We start from the raw sequence: 19,827 nt of genomic DNA, 5'->3' as shown, positions 1-19,827 counted from the left end.
CTTCAAAACCGGTCTGTCCCGGTCAATTGAGCGTCTCCTTGACCTTGTAGATCGTCTTGTTGGCCACCTCGTGGTGCGTCCGCGTCAGCATCTCGCCGAGGAGCCCCATCGTGATGAACTGGAGCCCGCCGAGGAGGAGCAGCATCGCCACGATCAGGAGCGGGCGGCCCCCGATGCCGTGCCGCAGCACGAGTTTGACATAGGAGAGGTGGAGAAGGAGCACGGAGCCGACGAACGACGCCAGGAAGCCGAGGGAGCCGAAGATGCGCATCGGCCGTGTGGCGAAGCTCAAGAAGAACTTCACGGTCAGGAGGTCGAGGATGACGCGGAAGGTGCGGTTCAGCCCGTATTTGGACTGCCCCCGCGTGCGGGGGTAGTGGCGGACCTTCACCTCCGCCACGGCGGCGCCCATACCGGTGGCGAGGGCGGGGATGAAACGGTGCGAGTCCCCGTAGAGCCCGATCGCCGTGATCAGCTCGCGCCGGTACGCCTTCAGGGTGCAGCCGTAGTCGTGGAGGCGGCAGCCGCAGACGGCGGAGATGAGCCGGTTGGCGACCATGGAGGGGAGGCGGCGCAAGAGGAACGATTCCTTCCGGTCCGCCCGCCAGCCGCTCACCACGTCGTACCCCTGGTCGATCCCCTCGAGCAGCATCGGTATGTCGCGAGGGTCGTTCTGGAGGTCGCCGTCCATCGTCACGATGACGTCCCCGCGCGCGTGGTCGATCCCGGCGGCCATCGCGGCGGTCTGGCCGAAGTTGCGGCGGAACCGGATCGCCCGCAAATGCGGGTCGCGGCCGCAGAGCTCCTTGAGCCGCGCGAAGGTGTCGTCCTTCGAGCCGTCGTCGATCATCAGGATCTCGTGGGAGCGCCCGATCTTGTCGAGGACCGGCTTGAGGCGGTCGTAGAACCGCACGACGTTCGCGCCCTCGTCGTAGAGCGGGACCACCACCGAGAGGGAGATTGTTTCTTGCCGTTCGTCCATGGCCGCCTTTCGCACCGTGCAATGTGACATTATACCCGTTCGGAGGGGAGAATCAACGCGAATCGTTCGCGGACAGGGGCGCGCGACGCGGGTGAAAAGAGGACCCAGACGCTATTTCGATTTGCCTTCGCCCATGCCCTGTGCTACCATGCACCCGTGATGGGCACGCTGACTGAAATCAGGTGGCACGGACGCGGGGGGCAGGGGGTGAAGACCGCCTGCGAGTTCGTCGCGGTCGTCGCCATCCACAGCGGCAAGTACGGGCAGGGGTTCCCCGAGTACGGCCCGGAGCGTTCCGGCGCCCCGATGAAGGGGTTCACCCGGATCAGCTCCGACAAGATCCGCGAGCACTGCTCCATCTACCACCCCACCGTGATCCTCGTCCTGGACGAGAGTCTGATCGGCCCCGAGGACGTCTGCGAGGGGCTCGCCGAGGGCGGGTCGGTGATCATCAATACCAAAAACAACGCCTCCGCGTTCGCCGGCCTCTGCCGGGGCAGGATCTGGACGGTCGACGCCACCACGATCGCCCTCGACGAGATCGGGCGTCCGATACCGAACATGCCGATGGTCGGGGCGCTCCTCAAGGTGACCGGGGTCCTCGGCGTCGAGGAGCTCATCGCGGGGGTCACGCGCGAGTTCTCGCGCAAGTTCGATCAAAAGACGATCGACGGCAACCTGCGGGCGATACGGCGCGCCTATGCCGAGGTGAAGTGCGATGGCTGACGAGAAGGGGTCCCGGGAGCTTCCGCCGGGCGGGCTCATCCTGGAGGCCGGGAACGCGGTCAAGTACGTGACCGGCGGCTGGAGGACGTACCGTCCCCGCGTCGACAAGGGCAAATGCATCGACTGCCTCCAGTGCTGGCTCCTCTGCCCCGACTGCTGCATCGACGTCGAAGAGGGGACGATGGCCGGCTACGACTACGACCATTGCAAGGGCTGCGGCATCTGCGCGCACATCTGCCCGGTGAAGGCGATCGAGATGGTGCTCGAGACCGAGGGCGCCGGCCCGGCGGACGCCAAGGGGCGTTTCGGCTCGAAGAAGAAGGCGTGAGGCGGATGAACAAGATCGTTGCGCTGACAGGGAACGAGGCCGCCGCGGAGGCGATGCGCCAGGTCGACCCGGACGTGGTCCCCGCCTATCCGATCACGCCGCAGACCGAGCTGATGCACCGGTTCACGGAGTTCGTCGCCGACGGGCTCGTGAAGACGGAGATGATCCTGGTCGAGTCCGAGCACAGCGCGATGAGCGCCGCCGTCGGCGCCTGCGCGGCCGGGGCGCGGGTGATGACCGCCACGAGCGCCAACGGCCTCGCCCTGATGTGGGAGATCGTCTACGTCGCCGCCTCGCTCCGCCTCCCCGTCGTGATGACCGTGGTCAACCGCGCCTTGAGCGGCCCGATCAACATCCACTGCGACCACAGCGACACGATGGGGTGCCGCGACAGCGGCTGGATACAGCTCTACGGCGAGAACCCGCAGGAGGCGTACGACAATATCCTCCAGGCGGTGCGCATCGCGGAGCACCCGGATGTCCTGCTGCCGGTGATGCCGACCTACGACGGCTTCATCATCAGCCACACCATCGAGCGTCTGGAGATCGTCGAGGACGCTGAGGCGCGGCGCTTCATCGGAAAGCGGAAGCCGCTCCACCCGCTGCTCGACGTCGCCCACCCCGTCACCTACGGTCCGCTCGATCTCCAGGATTACTACTTCGAGCACAAGAAGCAGCAGGCCGACGCGATGGTGCGGGCCAAGGAGGTGGTGCGGGCGGTCGGCAGGGAGTACGGCGCCCTCACCGGGCGGGAGTACGGATTCTTCGACGCGCACCGGACGGGGGACGCCGAGACGGTCGCCGTCTGCCTCGGTTCCGCCGCGGGCACGATGAAGGCGGTCGCGGACACGCTCAGGGCGGAGGGCCGGAAGGTCGGGGTCCTCAAGCTCCGGATGTTCCGGCCGTTCCCGGCGGACGAGATCGCCGCGGCGATCGGCCGGGCGAAGAGGATCGTGGTGCTCGACCGCGCGGAGGGGTTCAACGCGGTCGGCGGCCCGCTCGGGGCGGAGGTGAAGGCCGCCCTCTACGGGAAAAGCTCCGCGGAGGTCGTCAACTGCATCTACGGCCTCGGCGGGAGGGATTTGAGCCCCGATCTCGCGCGGGCGGCGTTCGATCTCACCGGCGCCGGCCCGGTGCATCTCGGGGTGAGGGAGTAGGCGGGCCTTCAGGCCCGCGCACGGGAACCGACATGGCGATCAATCTGAAGGAGCTCTCGAAGAAGACGATTCCGCTCAGCCCCGGGCACCGGGCCTGCGCGGGGTGCGGCAGCATCATCACGATCAAGCTCGTCTTGATGGCCGCCGAGGACCCGATCGTCTGCGTCTCGGCCACCGGCTGCATGGAGGTGGTGACGAGCATCTACCCGTACACGGCGTGGCGCGTGCCGTTCATGCACAACGCGTTCGAGAACGCGGCGGCGACGTTGAGCGGGATCGAGACGGCCTACCGCGCCCTCCTGAAACGGGGCGCGATCAGCGGGAAGATCAAGTTCATCGCCTTCGGCGGCGACGGCGGGACGTACGATATCGGCCTCCAGTCCCTTTCCGGGGCGATGGAGCGGGGGCACGACCTGCTGTACGTCTGTTACGACAACGAGGCGTACATGAACACCGGGATACAGCGCTCCGGCTCGACCCCGTTCTGCGCGGCGACCTCGACCGCGCCGGTGGGGGCGGTGTCGACCGGAAAGAAGCAGTTCCCGAAGGACCTCACGAAGATCATGGTCGCGCACCGGATCCCCTACGTCGCGCAGGCATCCCCGCACCGCTGGCAGGATCTGATGGGGAAGGTGCGGAAGGCCCTCTCCATCGAGGGGCCCAAGTTCATGAACGTCATCTCCTCCTGCCACCGCGGGTGGCGGGTGCCGATGGAGAACTCGCTCGATGTCTGCAAACTGGCGGTCGAGACCTGCTACTGGCCGCTCTTCGAGGTCGAGAACGGCGTCTGGAAGCTGAACTACCGGCCCAGGCAGAAGCTGCCGATCACCGAGTGGATCAAGCGCCAGAAACGGTTCAGCCACCTGATGAAGCCGGAAAACCAGCCGCTGGTCGCCCTGATGCAGGAGGAGGTCGACCGCCGGTGGAACGAGCTGCTGTCGCTCTGCGGCGAGAAGACGGGGTGAGGGGAGGGATGGTCCAGCGCCTGCACCTGACGATGGAGATCGCCGAGCAGCCCGACGGCAGCTTCGAGGCGCATTGCCCCGAGCTCTCCCTCTCCGCCCGGGGCAGGTTCTCCGACGAGGCGATCGACCGATTGAAGGAGATGGTCTTCTCCTCGATGGCCGGAGGGTTCGACAGCAGCTTCACGGAGACCCGCCCGTTCGACTTCGTCCAGACCGTCCTCTCCCGCAACAAGGGCTGCTTCCTCTTCTCCCCCCCGGAACGCCAGGTGCATTGAGCCGCCCGGGTCGTCGCGTCGCGCATCTCTTCCACAGGTTTCGCGGCTCCTCCGAAACGCCGCCACCCGCCGCCGAAATTGTGCCTCCCCGGTGCCCGTTGTGCTAGAATCGTGCCGATCAGGCGCGGTATCCCCGGACGCGGCGCAGAACATCGCCCCCCGCGGGAGCGTAGATACCTGTGGACAGACAGATCGAAAGGAGATCGTCGATGAAACGGGCATTCCTGATCGGGCTCGCCGTCCTGGCGGCGCTCGCGGAGGGCTGCGCCTCGAGGCGGATGGGCGGGGTCGCGACCACCAGCTGCACGGTCTGGATACACTCGATGCCGGAGGGGGCGCTCCTCTACCTCAACGGCAACTACGTCGGGCGCACCCCGTACAAGTACACCGCGTTCAACCGCGGCGACTCCTCCGCCCACTTCATCGTCCCGGATCTGGCGGAGATACTGGTCAGGAAACGCGGCTACGACGACGAGGCGCAGGCGGTGACCGTCGCCAACTGCTATCGTCTTTTCAGCATCGAGAACGCGGGGGTGCGGGAGCAGGTCAAGTCGTACACGGGGAATCTGACGCTCTATATGGACGAGCGGGAGAGCGTCGTGGAGAGGGAGCACGGCAACGTCGTGATCGCCGCGCTCCCGGAGGACCCGAACGCGGAGATCTACCTCAACGACAGCCTCATCGGGAACGGGAAGACGTCGCTCCTTAAGCTCCCCGCGGGGAGCTACGTGCTCAAGATACGAAAACCCGGCTACAAGGTCTACGCCCGCGTGATCAGCGTGCTCGCCGACAACGATCTGACCATAACCGCAAGACTCGAGAAGGCGGCGGAGGCGGGGGACGAGGTCTCCTCCGCGCTGGAGGCGGAGCGGCTCCAGCTCAGTCCCGCCGGCGCGGAGTCGGAGCTCGAGGAGGACGCGGTCCCCGGCACCGTCGGCGGCGGGGGAGAGGAGGAGGCGCCGGTCCCCGGCGCGGACGAGGGGAAGCCGTGACGCTCGTTTTCGGCTTCCCCGCCGCATCGCGCGGGGAGGCGATCCGGCGATCCCCCGCTCCCGCCTGAGAGAGGGGCGCGTTTCAGGGGCGGGGGTTGAACGCGGCGATGCGCCGTTCGGTTTGAGCCTCCGAGTGTGCGCGCCGGCCTTCCGGCCCCGGCCGTCTCCGCCGGCGGGCCGAATTATTCTCCCCGAAAGGCGGAGGGATCGAAGCGGGAACCCCGCACGAACCGGATGCGCAGGCGCATCGGTGCCGCGGGATCGGGGATCCGGTTCTGATTCCCGACGCCCCGCACAACATCCGGGTTCGCACGGAGCCCCTCTTCCGGCCTCCGCACCCATATGACGATACAGGAAACGAAGCCGGTCGCGACCAACCGCAAGGCCCGCCACGACTACGAGGTGCTCGAGAAGATCGAGGCGGGGATCGTGCTGCGGGGGACCGAGGTGAAGTCGCTTCGGCAGGGGCGGGCGAACCTCAACGACAGCTTCGGCGTGATCGAACGGGGCGAGGCGTTCCTCTGCAACGCCCACGTGAGCCCCTACGAGTTCGGGAACAGGGAGAACCCCGACCCGGTCAGGAAGCGGAAGCTCCTGCTCCACCGCCGGGAGATCGCCTACCTCGAGGGGCAGATCGCCCGCAAGGGGCTCACGATCGTCCCCCTGCGCCTCTACTTCAAGGAGGGGCGCCTGAAGGTCGAGCTCGCCGTCGCGCGCGGCAAGAAGGCCCCCGACAAGCGCGAAACCCTGAAGCGCCGCGTCGCCGAGCGCGAAATCCGCCGCGCCATCAAGGGCCGAACCCACTGACCCTTTTAGCGCCAGCCGTAGCCGATTCCGGGCTCGAACGGGGAGCCGGACTCCGCGACGAAGCCGCGGGGAGACAACTGGTCCGAACGCTGGAAGTTCATGCGGATGACGACCGGCGGAGGAGCGGGCGCGGGAGTGGCCGTCGGACCGGGCGTCTCCGTCTCCGTCGGGCTTGGGGTGGGCGAGGGGGCCTTGCCCGATCTGAGGCCGATGCCGAGGCCGGCGCCCGCCGCCGCCGTGAACCCGCCGTTGAGCTCCGGCACGCCGCACTGCCCGGAAACAGTGCCTCCTTGCGCCGCGATCGAGCCGTCGCAGCGCAGTCCGATACCGTGGTCCTCCCCCGCGCCCACCGCGATGAACCCCGCGTGGGGCTCCGGCACGCCGCACCGGCCGCGGCCGTTCTGAATCGATGCCGCTGCGCGACAGAGCGCCAAGGCACGATCGTTGCGCGAGGGGAAGGGGAGCGGGGAACAGTGCGACCAAAGCGCGGGATGTCGTTGTAGAAAAGAACGGAGGAGCCTCAGGAGATCTTTTCCAGGACCAGCCCCTTGAGGTACGCCGTCTCGGGGACGTTGAGGAGGACCGGATGATCCGGGGGCTGGCCGAGCGCGTGCAGCACGCGGAAGGAGCAGCAGGCGTCGGCGGCGGCCGCGCGCAGGATCTCCCCGAAAAGGTCCGGCGGGATGTTGTGCGAGCAGCAGAAGGAGGCGAGGATCCCGCCGGGGGCGAGCAGATGCATCGCCCGGAGGTTGATCTCCTTGTAGCCGCGCATCGCGTCGGCCGCGTGGGCCTTCTTCCGCGCCAGCGGCGGCGGATCGACGACGATCGTGTCGAACCGCTTCCTCTCCCTCTGCCACGCCCGCAGGAGGTCGAAGGCGTTGCCCTCGACGGGGGTGACGTTCGAGAAGCCGTTCAGGGCGATATTCTTCTCCATCGCGGCGATCGCTTCGCGGGAGGACTCGAGCGCGGTCACCGCCTCCGCCCGCTGCGCGCAGTGCAGGGCGAAGTGCCCCTGGTAGCAGAAGCAGTCGAGCGCCTTCCCGCGGGCGAGGCGGCCGACGAGTTCCCTGTGTTCCCGCTGGTCGAGATAGGCGCCCGTCTTGTGGCCGTTGAGAATGTCGGCGAGGTACCTGATGTCGCCTTCGACGACCTCGACGGGTCCGCGGAGGTCGCCCGTGAGGACCTTCCTCTCGAGCGGGAGCCCCTCGAGCGCGCGGGCGCTCGCGTCGTTGCGGAGGACGATCCCCTTCGGGTCCAGGAGCGCGCGGAGGATGGAGGCGAAGAGGCCGACGCGGGAGTCCGAGCCGGGGATGAGCGACTGGAGCACGATCCAGTCCGCGTACCGGTCGGCGATCAGGCCGGGAAGACCGTCGGCCTCGGAGTAGATCAGGCGCAGCGCCCCTTTCTCCTCCATCAAGGGGCGCCGCCGCGCGACCGCCTCGCGGACGCGGCGCTCGAAGAACGCGTCGTCGACCGGTTCGTCGTTTCGCGTGAGAAGGCGAAGGGCGATCTTCGACCGGTCGCCGTAGAACGCCCTCCCGAGGAGCCGGCCGCGCGGATCGAGCAGGTCCACTATGTCCCCGGGCGAGGCGTTCTCGACCCGCGCGAGGTCGTCCCGATAGACCCAGGCGTGCCCGGTCGCGTACCAGGCGAACCCTTTCCGTTTGAGCGTCGCGGCGGCCCTCTTCATCGCCCGTAGTGTAGCGCAGCGCGCCGCCCCTGGCAAGGAGACGTCGTATCCAACGCGCTGGGGGTGAATATGTTGTGTCGCAGTTCACCTTTTCGGGCGCCCGCTCCCCCGCCGCGCCGGACGTCCGTGCACCAGCTGAAGACGCCGCGTGGACCTCCTCTCACGCACTATCCGCACGAAGGCGGCTGACTGTTTCAAGAAAAGCGCATCGGAACCAATCGTTGCTTCAGCCAATGGGACGCACCGGGTTGAATACAGCGTCCGCGCGGGTGGGTCAAACTGGCGCGGCGGGGAAGGCTGGGGCGGCTTGTCATGTGCCATGCTGGCACACGCGCGCGCCGGGGAGGAGGCGCGTGCGGAGAGACGGACCGGCCCCGGCGGCTGTTGTCGCTTGAAGCACAGGCGGTTATGAACACGCGGCGGCGTGGCGGAGCCCCTGGAGCCGGATGGCATGCGTTGTGCTATCCAGTAAGGCGGGTAGAGGGCGACACGAAAGGAGGGATGAGACATGGCACTGATCCGATGGAGGCCGAGGGAGGGTTTCAACCCCTTCGCCGAGCTCCAGGAAGAGGTGAACCGGTTGTTCGATGTCAGCTCCTCACGTTCGGGGGGCGAGCTGGTGTGGGCCCCTTCGCTGGACGTCTACGAGGAGAAGGACAACCTGGTCGTGAAGGCCGATCTGCCGGGCCTCAAGGAGGACGAGGTCGACATCTCGATCCAGGGCGACACCCTCGTCCTGCGCGGCGAGAGGAAGCAGGAGTCCGAGGCGAAGGAGCGCGGGTTCTACCGCTGCGAGCGCGTCTACGGATCGTTCCAGCGGGCGGTGACGATCCCGTACCCGGTGGATTCCGGCAAGGCGAAGGCGACGTTCAAGAACGGGGTCCTCGAGGTGAGGCTCCCGAAGGCGGAGGAGGCCAAGCAGAGGAAGATCAGGATCGAGGCGGAGAAGTAGCCGGCACCGTTCCGCCTGAAGATCGGGGCCCCCGCGCGGCGGCGCGGGGGCCCTTTTCATCGCGGGTGGCGCACGCGAGCACCGGCCCGCGGAACCGGGCGCGCATTCGGTCGATTCGAAACGATCGGGGTGGTGTCGCGTTCCGGTCTGGAACGGGTTGCGCGCATCGTCTATACTATACGCCGATGAACTACATGACGAAGGCATCGCATGCGCGCCTGACCGCGGAGGCCAAACGGCTGCGCGAGGTCGAGATCCCGAAGGTCAGCAGGGAGAAGCTGGAGGCGGCGCAGCAGGGCGACCTGCGCGAAAACGCGGGGTACGAGGCCGCCCGCGACCGGCTGATGCTGCTCGGCGCGCGCCTCGAGCAGATCACCGTCCAGCTCGCGGAGACGCGCCTCATCGAGGACCTCCAGATCCGCGGCGACGCCGTCTCCCTCGGCACGCGGATCCGCCTCCTCGACCTGGACGCCGGGGAGGAGATCGAGTACCGCATCCTCGGCCCCGCCGATGCGGACCTCTCCCGCGGGATCATCTCGTTCGAGAGCCCGCTGGCGCGCGGGATGATCGCGCGGAAGGTCTCGGAGGAGTTCCCGGTGGAGACGCCGGGCGGGACGCGCCGGTTCAGGATCCTCTCGATCGAGCCGTACCGCTGAGAGGCGGCCCGGCGTCCCTAGATGAGCTTCTTCTTCCTGAAGTAGAGCAGCATCAGCAGCGAGCAGACCGCCATCAGTATCCAGACCAACGCGTAGCCCCACAGCCCCCACTTGAACTCCGGTATCTCGAGATTCATCCCGTAGAAGCTGGTGATGAACGTGAGGGGCATGGCGAACGTGGCGATGATGGTGAGGGTCTTCATGATCTCGTTCAGCCTGAACGAGATGGAGGAGAGGTAGGCCTCCATGTCCGCGGAGATGAGCTCGCGCGCGCTCTCGGTGATCTCGTAGATGCGCAGGATATGGTCGTAGATGTCCTTGAAGTACGGGCGGTACTCCTCGCGCACGAACGGGAACCCGGGCCTGATGAAGCGCGCCATCAGCTCGCGCTGCGGCCCCACGATCTTCCGCAGCGTCACCAGACTGCGCTTGACGGCGAAGAGCTGCGCCTGGAGCGCCGGCGTCGGGTCGGTGAGGATTTGTTCCTCGATCTTCTCGATCCGCTCGCTCAGCGTGTCCATTATGGGGAAGTAGTTGTCGACGAGCGCATCGAGAAGGCTGTAGAGCAGGAAATCCGAACCGTGCTTCATGATGGTGGAGCCCTGTTCGCAACGCTTCCGGTTCGTGCTGACGCCGCGTATGTGCCCGTTGTGGTGGGTGATGACGAAGTTTCTGCCGACGAACAGGTCGAGCTCCCGGATGTTCAACGCCTCGTCGAGGTGCCTCTCCGTATAGAAGAAGCAGGAGTGGATCACGAGGAAGAAGTAGTCGTCGAACTCGTCGATCTTCGGGTGGCTGTGGGAGGCGATGCAGTCGTCGATGAGGAGCGGGTGGAAGCCGAAGTCGTTCCTGAGGATGGCGATCTCCTCCTCGGACGGGTCCTCGAAATCCACCCAGAGGAGGTTCTTCGGGTTCGCGAGCGTTGCGCAGAATCGCTCGCGCGGCACCTGTTGCACGAAGGTGCCGTCCTCGAGGTACGCCCAGGACGAGAGCATCGCCCCTCCTTTCAGACGCGCCGCAGTGTAGCGTAATGCGGCGCCTCGTTCAATCAAAAACGGCCCTCCGCGCGGCGCGACGCGCCGAGCTGGCCGCAGGCGGCCCCGATGCCCGCCCCCTTGCTCCGGCGCACCGTGACCGCGATGCACGAGGAGGCGAGCCACCGCTGGAATTCCGCGAGGCGGGACTCGGCCGAGGCCTCGAGGCGCGCCGCCCCCGCCGCCGCGCCGCCGGAGGGGGATCCAACCCCCTGCCCCCGCGCGGATTCGACCGCGGGCGCCGCCCCCTGCGCCGGGGCCGGGTTGTAGCGGATCAGGTTGACCTTGCAGGGGATGCCGCGGATGAGCTTCTTCAGGCGCTGCGCGTCGGGGAGGGAGTCGTTGATTCCTTTCAGGAGCACGTACTCGAAGGTCACGGGCCTCCCGATCGCGGCCGCGTAGTCGCGTGCGGCGCGGAGCAACTCGTCCAGGGGGTACTTTTCCGCCGGGGGGAAGAGGCGGCGCCGCGTCTGCTCGTCGGCGGCGATCAGCGACACGGCGAGTTCCGTGCGAAGCCCCGCGGCGGCGAGCCGCCGGATGCCCGGAACGATCCCGCAGGTGGAGACGGTGATGCGGCGGGGGCCCAACGCGGGGCCCCCCGGCGAGAGGAGGATCCTGATCGCCCGTTCGACCGCGTCGAGATTGAGGAGCGGTTCGCCCATCCCCATGAAGACGGCGTGCGTCGGGCGCTCATCCTCCGCGACGAGGCGGCGCGCCTCGAGGAACTGCCCCACGATCTCCCCCGCGGTGAGGTTGCGGCGGAAGCCGAGCGCGCCGGTCGCGCAGAAGCGGCACCCGACCGGGCAGCCGACCTGCGTGGAGAGGCAGACGGAACGGCTGTTCTTGAGGCGCATCAGCACCGTCTCCACCGCCTCGCCGTCCTCGAGCCGGAAGAGCCACTTCCGGGCGTCGCCCTCCGCGGAGGTCGTCTCGGCGGCGGCATCGAGCTTCCCGATGCGCGCCTCCCTCTCCAGCCGCTCGCGCAGGCACTTCGAGAGCGTGGTCATCTCCGCGAACGCCGAGGCGCCGTGGCGGTAGAGCCACTCGGCGATCTGCCTTCCGCGGTACGGCTGCTCCCCCATGGAGGCGAGGAGCCGCTCGAGCTCCGCGAAACTCATTCCCATCAGGTCGGGTTTCATGCGTAGCCGGCACGGTTCAGGCGGAAAGATGAAGGACGGTCATGCGGATAGTGTACCATCCGCCGGGCCGATCGGCGTGTCCGAGTGCCCCCCCCTGTGTACACGGCGGGTCTGGTGCATTCCGGGCGCCGGATATGCTACCATCTACATCATCCTGGGCGTGACGAGGAACCGCCGTGATTCGCGTGCTCTGTGCGATTGTATCCCTGATCGTTTCCGCCCCCCCGGCGCCGGACGCCGCCTCGCGCGTGGCGAGGGGGCAGAGTCTCGTCGCCCTGAAGAGATACGACGAGGCGATACGGGAGTTCAAGGAGATCCTCAAGGGCGACCCGATGAACGGCGCGGCGCTGTTCAACCTCGGCTACATCTACGGAACCCTTCTCGGCGACACAGCGACCGGGGAGCGGTACTGGAACTGCTACAAGGCCGCCTCCTGCATCTCCCTCGGCGACGTCGCGCTCGCGGCGGGGGACCTCAACGCCGCCGCGGTGCACTACGCCGACGCAATGAAGCACCTCCCCGAGAACGCGGCGCTGCACGAGCGTCTCGGGATGCTATGCCTGCAGCTCGGCCGGGAGCCGGAGGCGCTCCGGGAGCTCAAGGCCGCGGCGGAGCTCGAACCCGCCGACACCGCCCTCCAGCAGAGGCTCGCGCCGTACTTCTGGGCGAGCGGGGAGAAGCGGGAGGCCGCCGCCTGCGTCGAGCGCATCGCCGCCGCGAATCCGAACGACCCCGCCGCGAGGCGGAAGGCGGCGGAGATGTTCGGCGCGGCGGGGGAGGACGGGAAGGCGCTCGAGCAACTCGCGGCGCTCGCGGCGCTCGGGGCCGCGTCGCCCGAGGAGCGCTGTCTGCTCGCCGAGCGGCTCCTGCGGGAGGGCAAACTCGCCGAGGCGTTGCGGGAGCTCAAGGCGGGGTTCAGCCCGAAGACCCGCCCCCGGTGCGCCGGGATCGCACAGGCGCTCGCGGAGGCGCACGAGAAGAAGGGCGACGCCGCGGGGGCGATCGCGGTCCACCGACTGGTGATCGAGGCGGCCGGGGGGAGCCCCGAGGCGTTCAACGCCCTCGCGCTCGCCTGCCATCGGCAGGGGAAGCTCGACGCGGCCGTCGACGCCGCCTCGAGCGGGGTGAAGGCGTTTCCGGACAGCGCGGCGTTGCGCAACAACCTCGCCACGCTCCTCGCCCTCCGGACAGATTACCGCGGCGCGATCGGGGAGTACCGGAAGGCGGTCGAGCTCGACCCGTCGCTCGCCGACGCGTGGCTGGACATCGGGATCATCTGCCGCGACTACCTCGACGACCGGCCGGCGGCGGAGGACGCGTTCAGGCGCTACCTCGCCCTGAGGCCGGAGGGGAGGTCGCATCCCGAGGTCGCGCGGACGCTCGGCCTGCCCCTTCCCGCGCCCGAGCAGACGCCGGCGCCCGCGACGAAGAAACCGCGCGCGCGCCGTGCGCTCATATTCTAGGAGGCTGACGATGAAAGGCGGCGTCACCTGTCCCGGCTGCGGCGTCGAGTTTCCGGCGCGCATCGCGCCGTTCCCGACGGCGGATATCCTCATCAGGCGCCTGAAACAGGGGAGGGAGGCGGTCGTGCTCGTGCGCCGCAAGAACCCTCCCCGCGGCTGGGCCATCCCCGGCGGCTTCATCGAGTACGGCGAGTCGGCGGAGGCGTGCGCCGTCCGTGAGGCGGCGGAGGAGACGGGCCTGCGGGTGACGCTCACCGGCCTCCTCGGCGTCTACTCCGCCCCGGACAGGGATCCGCGGTTCCACACCATCTCCGCGGTCTTCACCGCCGAGGGGGAGGGCGAGGCGCGGGCCGACTCCGACGCGGCGGAGGTCGGCGTATTCGCCGCGGACGAGCTGCCCCGCGAGATCGCATTCGACCACCGCCGCGTCCTCGAGGACTATTTCGCGAAAAGGCGCTGAACGCCGTTTCGGCCGCTCCTCGGGGGGCCGCCATTCTTTCGCGGGGAACGCTCGTCTGCGACGGTGCGGTCGTGGAGGCGCGGCAAGGGAGGCGACCATGCGCGATCGTCTTCGATGGACCCTCCTCGGCGCGCTTCTTCTCGGCTGGACCGCGGCGTCGGGGCAGGTCGACACGTCGCCCCCGGCAGACCCGGTGCGGCTGGTCTTCGTGCACCACTCCTGCGGCGACCAGTGGCTCAATACGGGCAACGGGAACCTCGGGGATACGCTCGGCCTGAACAACTACGTCGTCCGGGACACCTACTACGGGTGGGATGCGCCGTACAATCCGGATATCGGGGATCAAACCGATACGACGGACTGGCCGACATGGTTCGCCGACACGACGATCCAGGGAAACGGCGTCGCGCGGCGGGACAACATCATGGGGGCGCTCTACGCGACGAACAGTCAGCACGCCTCCTACACGGCGATCGACGACCCGGGCGGGGAGAACGAGATCGTGATGTTCAAATCCTGCTACCCGTGCAGCGAGGTGGGCGAAAGCATCGCGGATGAACAGGCGGTCTACGACAGCCTCCTGCCGTATCTCGCCTCCCGGACCGACAAGCTCTTCATACTCGTCACGCCCCCCGGCGAGACGGTCGTGTCGAGCTGGTCGCGTACGCAGCAGCTCTGCGACTGGCTCTGCGACGAATCCTCCGGGTGGCTCGCGGGATACCCCCACCGCAACGTCGCCGTGTTCGACTTCTACACCGTCCTCTCGGAGTTCGACGCGCACCACCGCGTGCACGAGGGGGGGATCCAGCATTGCGCCAGTCCCTCCGCCGACGGTGTTTCACCGTACCACAACGGGGACGACCACCCGAACGCCGCGGGGAACCAGAAGGCGACCGATGAGTTCGCGCCGCTCCTGAACCATTTCTACCACCGGTGGCGGGATGAGCCGGGCGGCCTGCCGGTGCGCCTGAGCTTCCAGCCCGCCCCCGCCGCGGTCCCTCCGGGGTACCGGCGGGACTCCGGGGGGCCGTATGGGGTTTACGGGGGGTACGAGTACGGGTGGCGCTAACGCAGCGCCGCGACGCTTCTTCGCGGCGCCTGATCTGTTCCGGCGAACGCGGGGATACGGGGTCTGCGCCCGTGCGGGGGCCGGGGAGGATCGGCCGTGAAAAGAAACGTCTGCATCCTGTGCGGCGCGTCGATTGTTCTCGCCGCCGGTCCGGCGCGGGCGCAGGGGCTGATCGTCGACCACACGTGCGCGGACCTGTCGCAGGTGCCCGCGGAGTACATCGCCGCGGCGCAGTCGAACCTCCGGGTGCACTACGCCCACCGGTCGCACGGCAGCCAGATCACCGTCGGCCTCGAACGGATAGAGGCAACCACCGGCCCCTGCCGCGTCGCCATCGAAACGCAGAACCTTCCCGCGGAAACGGGCGCGCTCTGCGTATACACCGGGATGCCGGGCACCGCTACCCATATGAGAACGACTATTTCGACGGCATCCAGGCGCTGCTCGGCAACTGCCCTGCGCTCAACGTGTCCATCTTCTCCTGGTGCGACGAGCTGGAGACGTGGAGCGAGGGGCAGGTCGGCGAGTATCTCGCCCGGATGGTCGACCTGGAAACCGCCAACCCCGACGTCCGGTTTGTCTACATGACGGCGAACGCGCAGGGCGAGAACCGCACCCGGCACGCGCGCAACGAGCAGATACGCTCCCACTGCCGAACCTATGGAAGGATCCTCTACGATTTCGGGGACCTCGACTGCTGGTACGGGAACGAGCGGCACGCGGAAGGCGGTGTCCCCGTGGAGCATCCCGCGTACAACGGCGATTACGAGGGCACGCACGCGAACGAGGAGAGCTGCAGAAACAAGGCCCGCGCCTTCTGGTGGATGATGGCGCGCCTCGCCGGGTGGCAGGGCGGCGTGGAGCCCTCCGCCCCGCCGCTCGCGCTCAACGCCGGCACGCGGCTCTTCGACGGCGCGCACGACCGCATCACGATCTACGCCGACGTCACACCGTGCGCAGGATTCACCCCCTACGTGCGGTTCGTCTCTCCGGCCGGCGGGTACCATTATCTGACGAACGGCGGCGGGATCGTCCCCGGAGGCGCCGGGGAAGGGGCGCCGTACCTGAAAGGGCCGCGCACCGTCACTTCGCCCCTGTCGAATTACCGCGTGGCGTCGTTCGAGTTCGACAACGTGGAGACCGGTACCTACCGATTGCAGGGCGCGTTCGTCGGAGAGGCGGGGATCATCGGCGGACTACACTCGACGGACCTTGAGGTCGAGTGACGCGGAGGCGCTTCGGGCCGCCCGTGTGACGGATCAGTGGTTCTCCGCCATATACGCGCGGGTGGTTTTTCCTCCTCTCCTCCCTCGGACGATGGGGGAGTGGAGGCGTTCGCCGCGTGCGGGATCGCCTCCTCTTCCCCCCCATGGATGAGGGGGACATGTCGAGGGCCGGTCCGCGGCCGGTGTGCGGCCCGCCGGGACCGTGCCCGTCAGGCCAGCGTGACGCCGATCCGCGCGCCCGCGCCGCGACGGATGAGGAACTGGTACTGTCCGCAGACCAGTCCGTCGAATACAACCTCGCCTGTTTTTCCGGTGGGGGCCGTGCACAGCGTCGCGGCGCCCTTCCGCATCTCGACGAGGACGGAGCGAAGCGGCGTCCCCCTCCGGTCCGCCAGCCGCACCGTGCAGGCGACCGCCCCGTTGACGGCGGCGGCGAGAGAAAGGTCCACCGCGAGCCGGCCGTGCGAGAAGGAGCGGATGACCGGGCCCCCGGGCGGAAACCGGTTCGGCGTTGCGGGACCGGGCGCCCTCTTCACCCCGATGCATCGCGCGCCTGCGGCCCCCCTCCTCCCAACCGGTTTCCCGGCCGTCGGTGTGCGCGCGCCGGTTCTGTGCGGATACGGCGCGTTGGGTTCCGCGACCGCCCATGCGGAGGCGGGGGCGGAAACGGCCTCTCCGGACGGCGGCGCGAGACGGGCGAAGAGGTTCTTGATCGACGCGGCGAGCTCGCCGATGAAGGCCGGTTCATCTTCGAGGAGCGCCTGTCGGACCGCTTTGCAGACGCGGCGCGGCGGGCGCTTCAGGCCGGAGGCCTCGAGGCGCCGGACGAGGCGCGCGGCCTCCGCCGCCTCCGCCGCGCGAGCGGCACAGGCCCCGCATTCCGCGATATGCGCGGCGACGCGTCCCCGCTCCTCCGCGGACGAAACGGCCCCCTCCATCAGGGCGGCGATCGTTTCGCCGCGAGGGCAGGCGGCCGTCGTTTCCCGGCCGAGGCGCGCGCCCGCGGCCCGGAGCACGGCGTTGAACGTGTGGACGCTCCGCAGCAGCTCCCGGCACGCCGGGCAGGCGGCCGTGTGCGCCTCGACACGGCGCCTCCGGGCCGGAGAAAGCTCGCCGTCGGCGTAGCGTTCGATCGTCGCCTGTGTACAGCATCTCATCGGTTCACTCCTCTCCGCTCCCGTGCCGCGGGACCGTTCCCCCCATCCACCATACTAGTCGCCGGAATCAGGGAAAAGTTACAGCAAATCGTGCATCTTTCGTATGCCGGCCTCCCTCAGGATGCGGCGCAAGGCGGCCCGTGCGCGGATGAGCAGCACGCCGACATGGGACGCCACGACGGGGCCGAGGCCCGCCCTGTTCGCCACGGCGGCGATGGCATCGTAGCCGAAGCCGCGCATCCAGAGCGTCACGATCGTGCGTTCGAGCGGCGGAAGCGCGGCGAGCGCGCGCCCGACGTGCGCGCGCGCATCGCGCGCGACGGCCCGAAGCGATGGGGAGAGGAGGTGCTCCCCGCGCGGGAAGAGGGGCGCGTCGGGGGACGTTGTCATGCGATCGATGGCCGCGGGGTCTGCGGGCAGTTCCGGTTCTCTTTTTCTGTAGTAGTCCCGGCACTTGTTCCTGGCGATGGCGGCGACCCAGGTGGCCAGCGACGCCCTTCCAGAGAAGGACGGGAGCGAATCCCAGACCGCCTCCCAGGTCTTGAGGAAGAGATCCTCGGAGTCGTCGCGCGGCACCCCCGCGTCGCGCAACACCGACCAGACGAGGGGGGCGTGCGATCTGAAGACGCCGTCGAATCCGCCCGGGTCCATGCGTCCCCCTCCCGGCGGGCCGGCATCCGGCGCCACGCCCGTCTGATTCTACTCCCGCTCCGCATCCCACGGCAAGCGCCGCCTCCGCCGGCGGCGCATACGCGGGGCCCGCCGGGTTGGGAGGGGGGGATCCTGACCGGAGCGACGGGGCTGTCGCGATCCGCGGCGGAGGCGCGGCCTTTCTCAGCCGCATTGTCCCGACCTTCACCATCCCCATCACCCGCAGCTTCTCCCTCTCCCCTCGACTCATCGTCAGTATCCCCTCTCTTACGGCCACCCCCTCTCGGGGGGCCATTAGAGGGGATATTTCTAGTTTGGCCGGATGAGGACATTATCATTTTGGTGCGACAGCGCGGCATATAAGACTGTACTAAATACGCGTCGTATGTTAAAAAGCCCTTGGGGCGGCGCACGCACGGGGCATGCGCGTCGCCGCACGCGCCTTGGGCGGATGGCGAGGAAAGGGGGCGGGGATGAGAACGCCGATCGGCATCGCGGTTGCATGCGCCGTCGTTGCCGCCGTTGCGGTGTCCGCCGAGGAGGTGGTGTACATCGCCAACGGCTACGGGCACAGCATGACGCAGCCGGAATGGAGTTCGGTGATGATGCTGCGCGGGAGCGATCTCAAGATTCTCCAGACGCTCGTCCTTCCCGCATTCGACGCGCACTCGATCGCAATCACCCCGGACCGTTCGCAGCTCTGGGTGACCTGCCCGAACGGGTATCATCTGTTCGTCATAGACGCGGAGAGCTTCCAGTACATCGAGAGCCTCGATTTCAGCGACACCCTTTCCGAACCGATGGGCATTGCGGTGACGCCCGACGGGGAGCAGGTATTCGTGGCGATGCACCAGGACGACCTTCTGGTTCGGTTCGACGCGGACAGCTGCGCGCCGTTGGCGCCCGATCTGCATGCCGACGTGGAGGGGTCGTTCATCGTCTTCACCCCCGAAGGCACCAGATTCTGCCTTGTCGATCAGGGTTCCCGGAAGGTGAGGATCTTCCGCACCGCGGACCGCCGGCCGCTGTATACGTACACCCTCGGTGAGCACGGCGGACTGGGGGACGCGGCGGCGAGTCCCGACGGACAGTATCTCTACGTCAGCACGATGGACCACCACAGGATCGACCGGTTGACGCTGCAGGACCCGTGGATGATCACGCCGCTGCCCACCGACGGATTCACGAGGCCCCGCGGGATCGATATCTCGCCGGACGGGAACTACCTCTTCATCGGGCACTATATCCCGGATGCGGCCAAGGTTACGATGTGGCAGCTCGCCCCGTTCTGGGCTAACGTGGCCCAGGCGGATATCCCCTCCAACGGAAGGCGCGTCGTGAGGAACCGCGACTGCACGAGGATCTATGTCACCGAGCACGCCGAGCATGAGTGCCGCGCATACAGGGTGAACACGGGCGAGGAGAGCATGTTCCTCGACGCGGTCGCTGACCTGAACACGATCGAGGGCTACAGGGCGACCCCTGTCGGCGTGGCCGTGGGCGACTGGGAGCCGCACCGGAGGAACTACCTCAACCTGCGCGTGACACCGGGTTATCTGGAGGCGGGGGAGGAGGGCGTTCTCGGCTACGAATGCGGCTTCGACGTGCTCGACTTCAGGGACACCCCGGTCGACATCTACCTCGCCGCCGTCAGGGATCCGGTCGCCGTCAACCGTCCCTCGACCGTGGAGGAGGCGCTCGCGGGCGGGGAGGTCTGGTTCTACGGCAGCGGGATGGCGTACGCCTACACCGGCGCCCTGCGCGAGCCGACCTGGAGCGGCGTGCGGTTCCCCCCGACGGCCGTCTCGGGGACGCTCCCGTTCACCGCCGGCGGCGGGTGGAACGACCGTTGGGTCTTCGCCGCCGCCTTTGTGCGCGCGGGCGTGGGCCCCGTCCGGACCGACGGCATCCCCGTGGAGAACTCGAACATCTTCCGCCTGCCGTGATGGGGAGGGGTTTGCCCCGATAGCCACCGTCCCGCGGGCAAAAAAAAGCAGCCGCATACCGCGGCTGCTTTGATGTGCAGGAACTGTCCCGTCAGTTGACCGTCGCCTCCTCGGCCGCGGGCGCGCCGCCCGTGGTCGCAGGCGACTCCGCC

The 19,827-nt window shown here is 68.2% G+C and carries 21 protein-coding genes; 14 read left to right on the top strand and 7 right to left on the bottom strand.

The features are described from left to right. Positions 1 to 22: 22 nt before the first annotated feature. Positions 23 to 982: a glycosyltransferase family 2 protein gene (locus GXY35_09040; GenBank protein NLW94723.1), complete on the bottom strand. Its 960-nt coding sequence runs from the start codon at positions 980 to 982 to the stop codon at positions 23 to 25. A 159-nt stretch (positions 983 to 1,141) separates the two neighbouring features. On the opposite strand from GXY35_09040, the gene GXY35_09035 reads away from it, so the two are divergent. The 7 genes from GXY35_09035 (at position 1,142) to smpB (ending at position 6,232) form a co-directional block, all read left to right on the top strand. Continuing rightward, on the top strand, positions 1,142 to 1,708 hold the full coding sequence (locus tag GXY35_09035; GenBank protein ID NLW94722.1) for a pyruvate synthase: 567 nt from the start codon (positions 1,142 to 1,144) through the stop codon (positions 1,706 to 1,708). Beyond that, on the top strand, positions 1,701 to 2,036 hold the full coding sequence (locus GXY35_09030; GenBank protein ID NLW94721.1) for a 4Fe-4S binding protein: 336 nt from the start codon (positions 1,701 to 1,703) through the stop codon (positions 2,034 to 2,036). Before GXY35_09035 ends, GXY35_09030 begins: the two co-directional genes overlap by 8 nt. Positions 2,037 to 2,041: 5 nt before the next feature. Further along, entirely contained in the window at positions 2,042 to 3,193 is a 1,152-nt protein-coding gene (porA, locus tag GXY35_09025; protein ID NLW94720.1) for a pyruvate ferredoxin oxidoreductase, read from the top strand. A 32-nt stretch (positions 3,194 to 3,225) separates the two neighbouring features. Next, positions 3,226 to 4,158, top strand: a complete 933-nt coding sequence (locus GXY35_09020; GenBank protein NLW94719.1) for a pyruvate ferredoxin oxidoreductase — start codon at positions 3,226 to 3,228, stop codon at positions 4,156 to 4,158. A gap of 8 nt (positions 4,159 to 4,166) precedes the next feature. Further along, positions 4,167 to 4,433, top strand: coding sequence for a hypothetical protein (locus GXY35_09015; GenBank protein ID NLW94718.1), 267 nt, complete (start codon positions 4,167 to 4,169; stop codon positions 4,431 to 4,433). A gap of 209 nt (positions 4,434 to 4,642) precedes the next feature. Continuing rightward, entirely contained in the window at positions 4,643 to 5,425 is a 783-nt protein-coding gene (locus GXY35_09010; protein ID NLW94717.1) for a PEGA domain-containing protein, read from the top strand. Positions 5,426 to 5,767: 342 nt separating this feature from the next. Beyond that, a complete protein-coding gene (gene smpB, locus GXY35_09005) occupies positions 5,768 to 6,232 on the top strand; it encodes an SsrA-binding protein SmpB (GenBank protein ID NLW94716.1) in 465 nt (154 codons plus the stop codon). 5 nt (positions 6,233 to 6,237) lie between these two features. Here the strand turns inward: smpB and GXY35_09000 are convergent, their stop codons facing one another. After that, positions 6,238 to 6,612, bottom strand: a complete 375-nt coding sequence (locus GXY35_09000; protein ID NLW94715.1) for a hypothetical protein — start codon at positions 6,610 to 6,612, stop codon at positions 6,238 to 6,240. 140 nt (positions 6,613 to 6,752) lie between these two features. Continuing rightward, positions 6,753 to 7,922: a class I SAM-dependent rRNA methyltransferase gene (locus GXY35_08995; GenBank protein ID NLW94714.1), complete on the bottom strand. Its 1,170-nt coding sequence runs from the start codon at positions 7,920 to 7,922 to the stop codon at positions 6,753 to 6,755. Between the two features lie 508 nt (positions 7,923 to 8,430). Here GXY35_08995 and GXY35_08990 point away from each other — a divergent pair. Both GXY35_08990 and greA read left to right on the top strand, forming a co-directional pair. Continuing rightward, on the top strand, positions 8,431 to 8,874 hold the full coding sequence (locus GXY35_08990; GenBank protein NLW94713.1) for an Hsp20/alpha crystallin family protein: 444 nt from the start codon (positions 8,431 to 8,433) through the stop codon (positions 8,872 to 8,874). Positions 8,875 to 9,068: 194 nt separating this feature from the next. Continuing rightward, positions 9,069 to 9,530: a transcription elongation factor GreA gene (gene greA, locus GXY35_08985; protein NLW94712.1), complete on the top strand. Its 462-nt coding sequence runs from the start codon at positions 9,069 to 9,071 to the stop codon at positions 9,528 to 9,530. Between the two features lie 17 nt (positions 9,531 to 9,547). On the opposite strand, the gene corA is transcribed toward greA, so the two are convergent. After that, positions 9,548 to 10,525, bottom strand: coding sequence for a magnesium/cobalt transporter CorA (corA, locus tag GXY35_08980; protein NLW94711.1), 978 nt, complete (start codon positions 10,523 to 10,525; stop codon positions 9,548 to 9,550). Positions 10,526 to 10,578: 53 nt separating this feature from the next. Further along, a complete protein-coding gene (rlmN, locus tag GXY35_08975) occupies positions 10,579 to 11,688 on the bottom strand; it encodes a 23S rRNA (adenine(2503)-C(2))-methyltransferase RlmN (protein ID NLW94710.1) in 1,110 nt (369 codons plus the stop codon). A 191-nt stretch (positions 11,689 to 11,879) separates the two neighbouring features. Here rlmN and GXY35_08970 point away from each other — a divergent pair, with 191 nt between their 5' ends. The 4 genes from GXY35_08970 to GXY35_08955 all read left to right on the top strand — a co-directional run bounded on the left by GXY35_08970 (position 11,880) and on the right by GXY35_08955 (position 15,921). Then, positions 11,880 to 13,166, top strand: a complete 1,287-nt coding sequence (locus tag GXY35_08970) for a tetratricopeptide repeat protein (GenBank protein ID NLW94709.1) — start codon at positions 11,880 to 11,882, stop codon at positions 13,164 to 13,166. Between the two features lie 10 nt (positions 13,167 to 13,176). Beyond that, entirely contained in the window at positions 13,177 to 13,626 is a 450-nt protein-coding gene (locus GXY35_08965) for an NUDIX hydrolase (protein NLW94708.1), read from the top strand. 97 nt (positions 13,627 to 13,723) lie between these two features. Further along, on the top strand, positions 13,724 to 14,695 hold the full coding sequence (locus GXY35_08960; GenBank protein ID NLW94707.1) for a hypothetical protein: 972 nt from the start codon (positions 13,724 to 13,726) through the stop codon (positions 14,693 to 14,695). Between the two features lie 467 nt (positions 14,696 to 15,162). Then, positions 15,163 to 15,921 carry a hypothetical protein gene (locus tag GXY35_08955; GenBank protein NLW94706.1) on the top strand — a complete coding sequence of 253 codons (759 nt, stop codon included), beginning with the start codon at positions 15,163 to 15,165 and terminating at the stop codon, positions 15,919 to 15,921. A gap of 209 nt (positions 15,922 to 16,130) precedes the next feature. Here GXY35_08955 and GXY35_08950 read toward each other — a convergent pair whose 3' ends face one another. Both GXY35_08950 and GXY35_08945 read right to left on the bottom strand, forming a co-directional pair. Next, on the bottom strand, positions 16,131 to 17,078 hold the full coding sequence (locus tag GXY35_08950) for a hypothetical protein (protein NLW94705.1): 948 nt from the start codon (positions 17,076 to 17,078) through the stop codon (positions 16,131 to 16,133). A gap of 78 nt (positions 17,079 to 17,156) precedes the next feature. Next, positions 17,157 to 17,729: an RNA polymerase sigma factor gene (locus GXY35_08945; protein ID NLW94704.1), complete on the bottom strand. Its 573-nt coding sequence runs from the start codon at positions 17,727 to 17,729 to the stop codon at positions 17,157 to 17,159. Positions 17,730 to 18,202: 473 nt separating this feature from the next. Here GXY35_08945 and GXY35_08940 point away from each other — a divergent pair, with 473 nt between their 5' ends. Next, positions 18,203 to 19,675, top strand: a complete 1,473-nt coding sequence (locus GXY35_08940) for a YncE family protein (protein ID NLW94703.1) — start codon at positions 18,203 to 18,205, stop codon at positions 19,673 to 19,675. Positions 19,676 to 19,827: the final 152 nt, after the last annotated feature.

It is taken from the genome of Chlamydiota bacterium, from assembly GCA_012729785.1.
Lineage (GTDB): Bacteria > Auribacterota > Tritonobacteria > UBA1439 > UBA1439 > UBA1439.
Note: the sequence above shows the minus strand (reverse complement) of the source record. Positions and strands in the feature narration are given on the sequence as shown.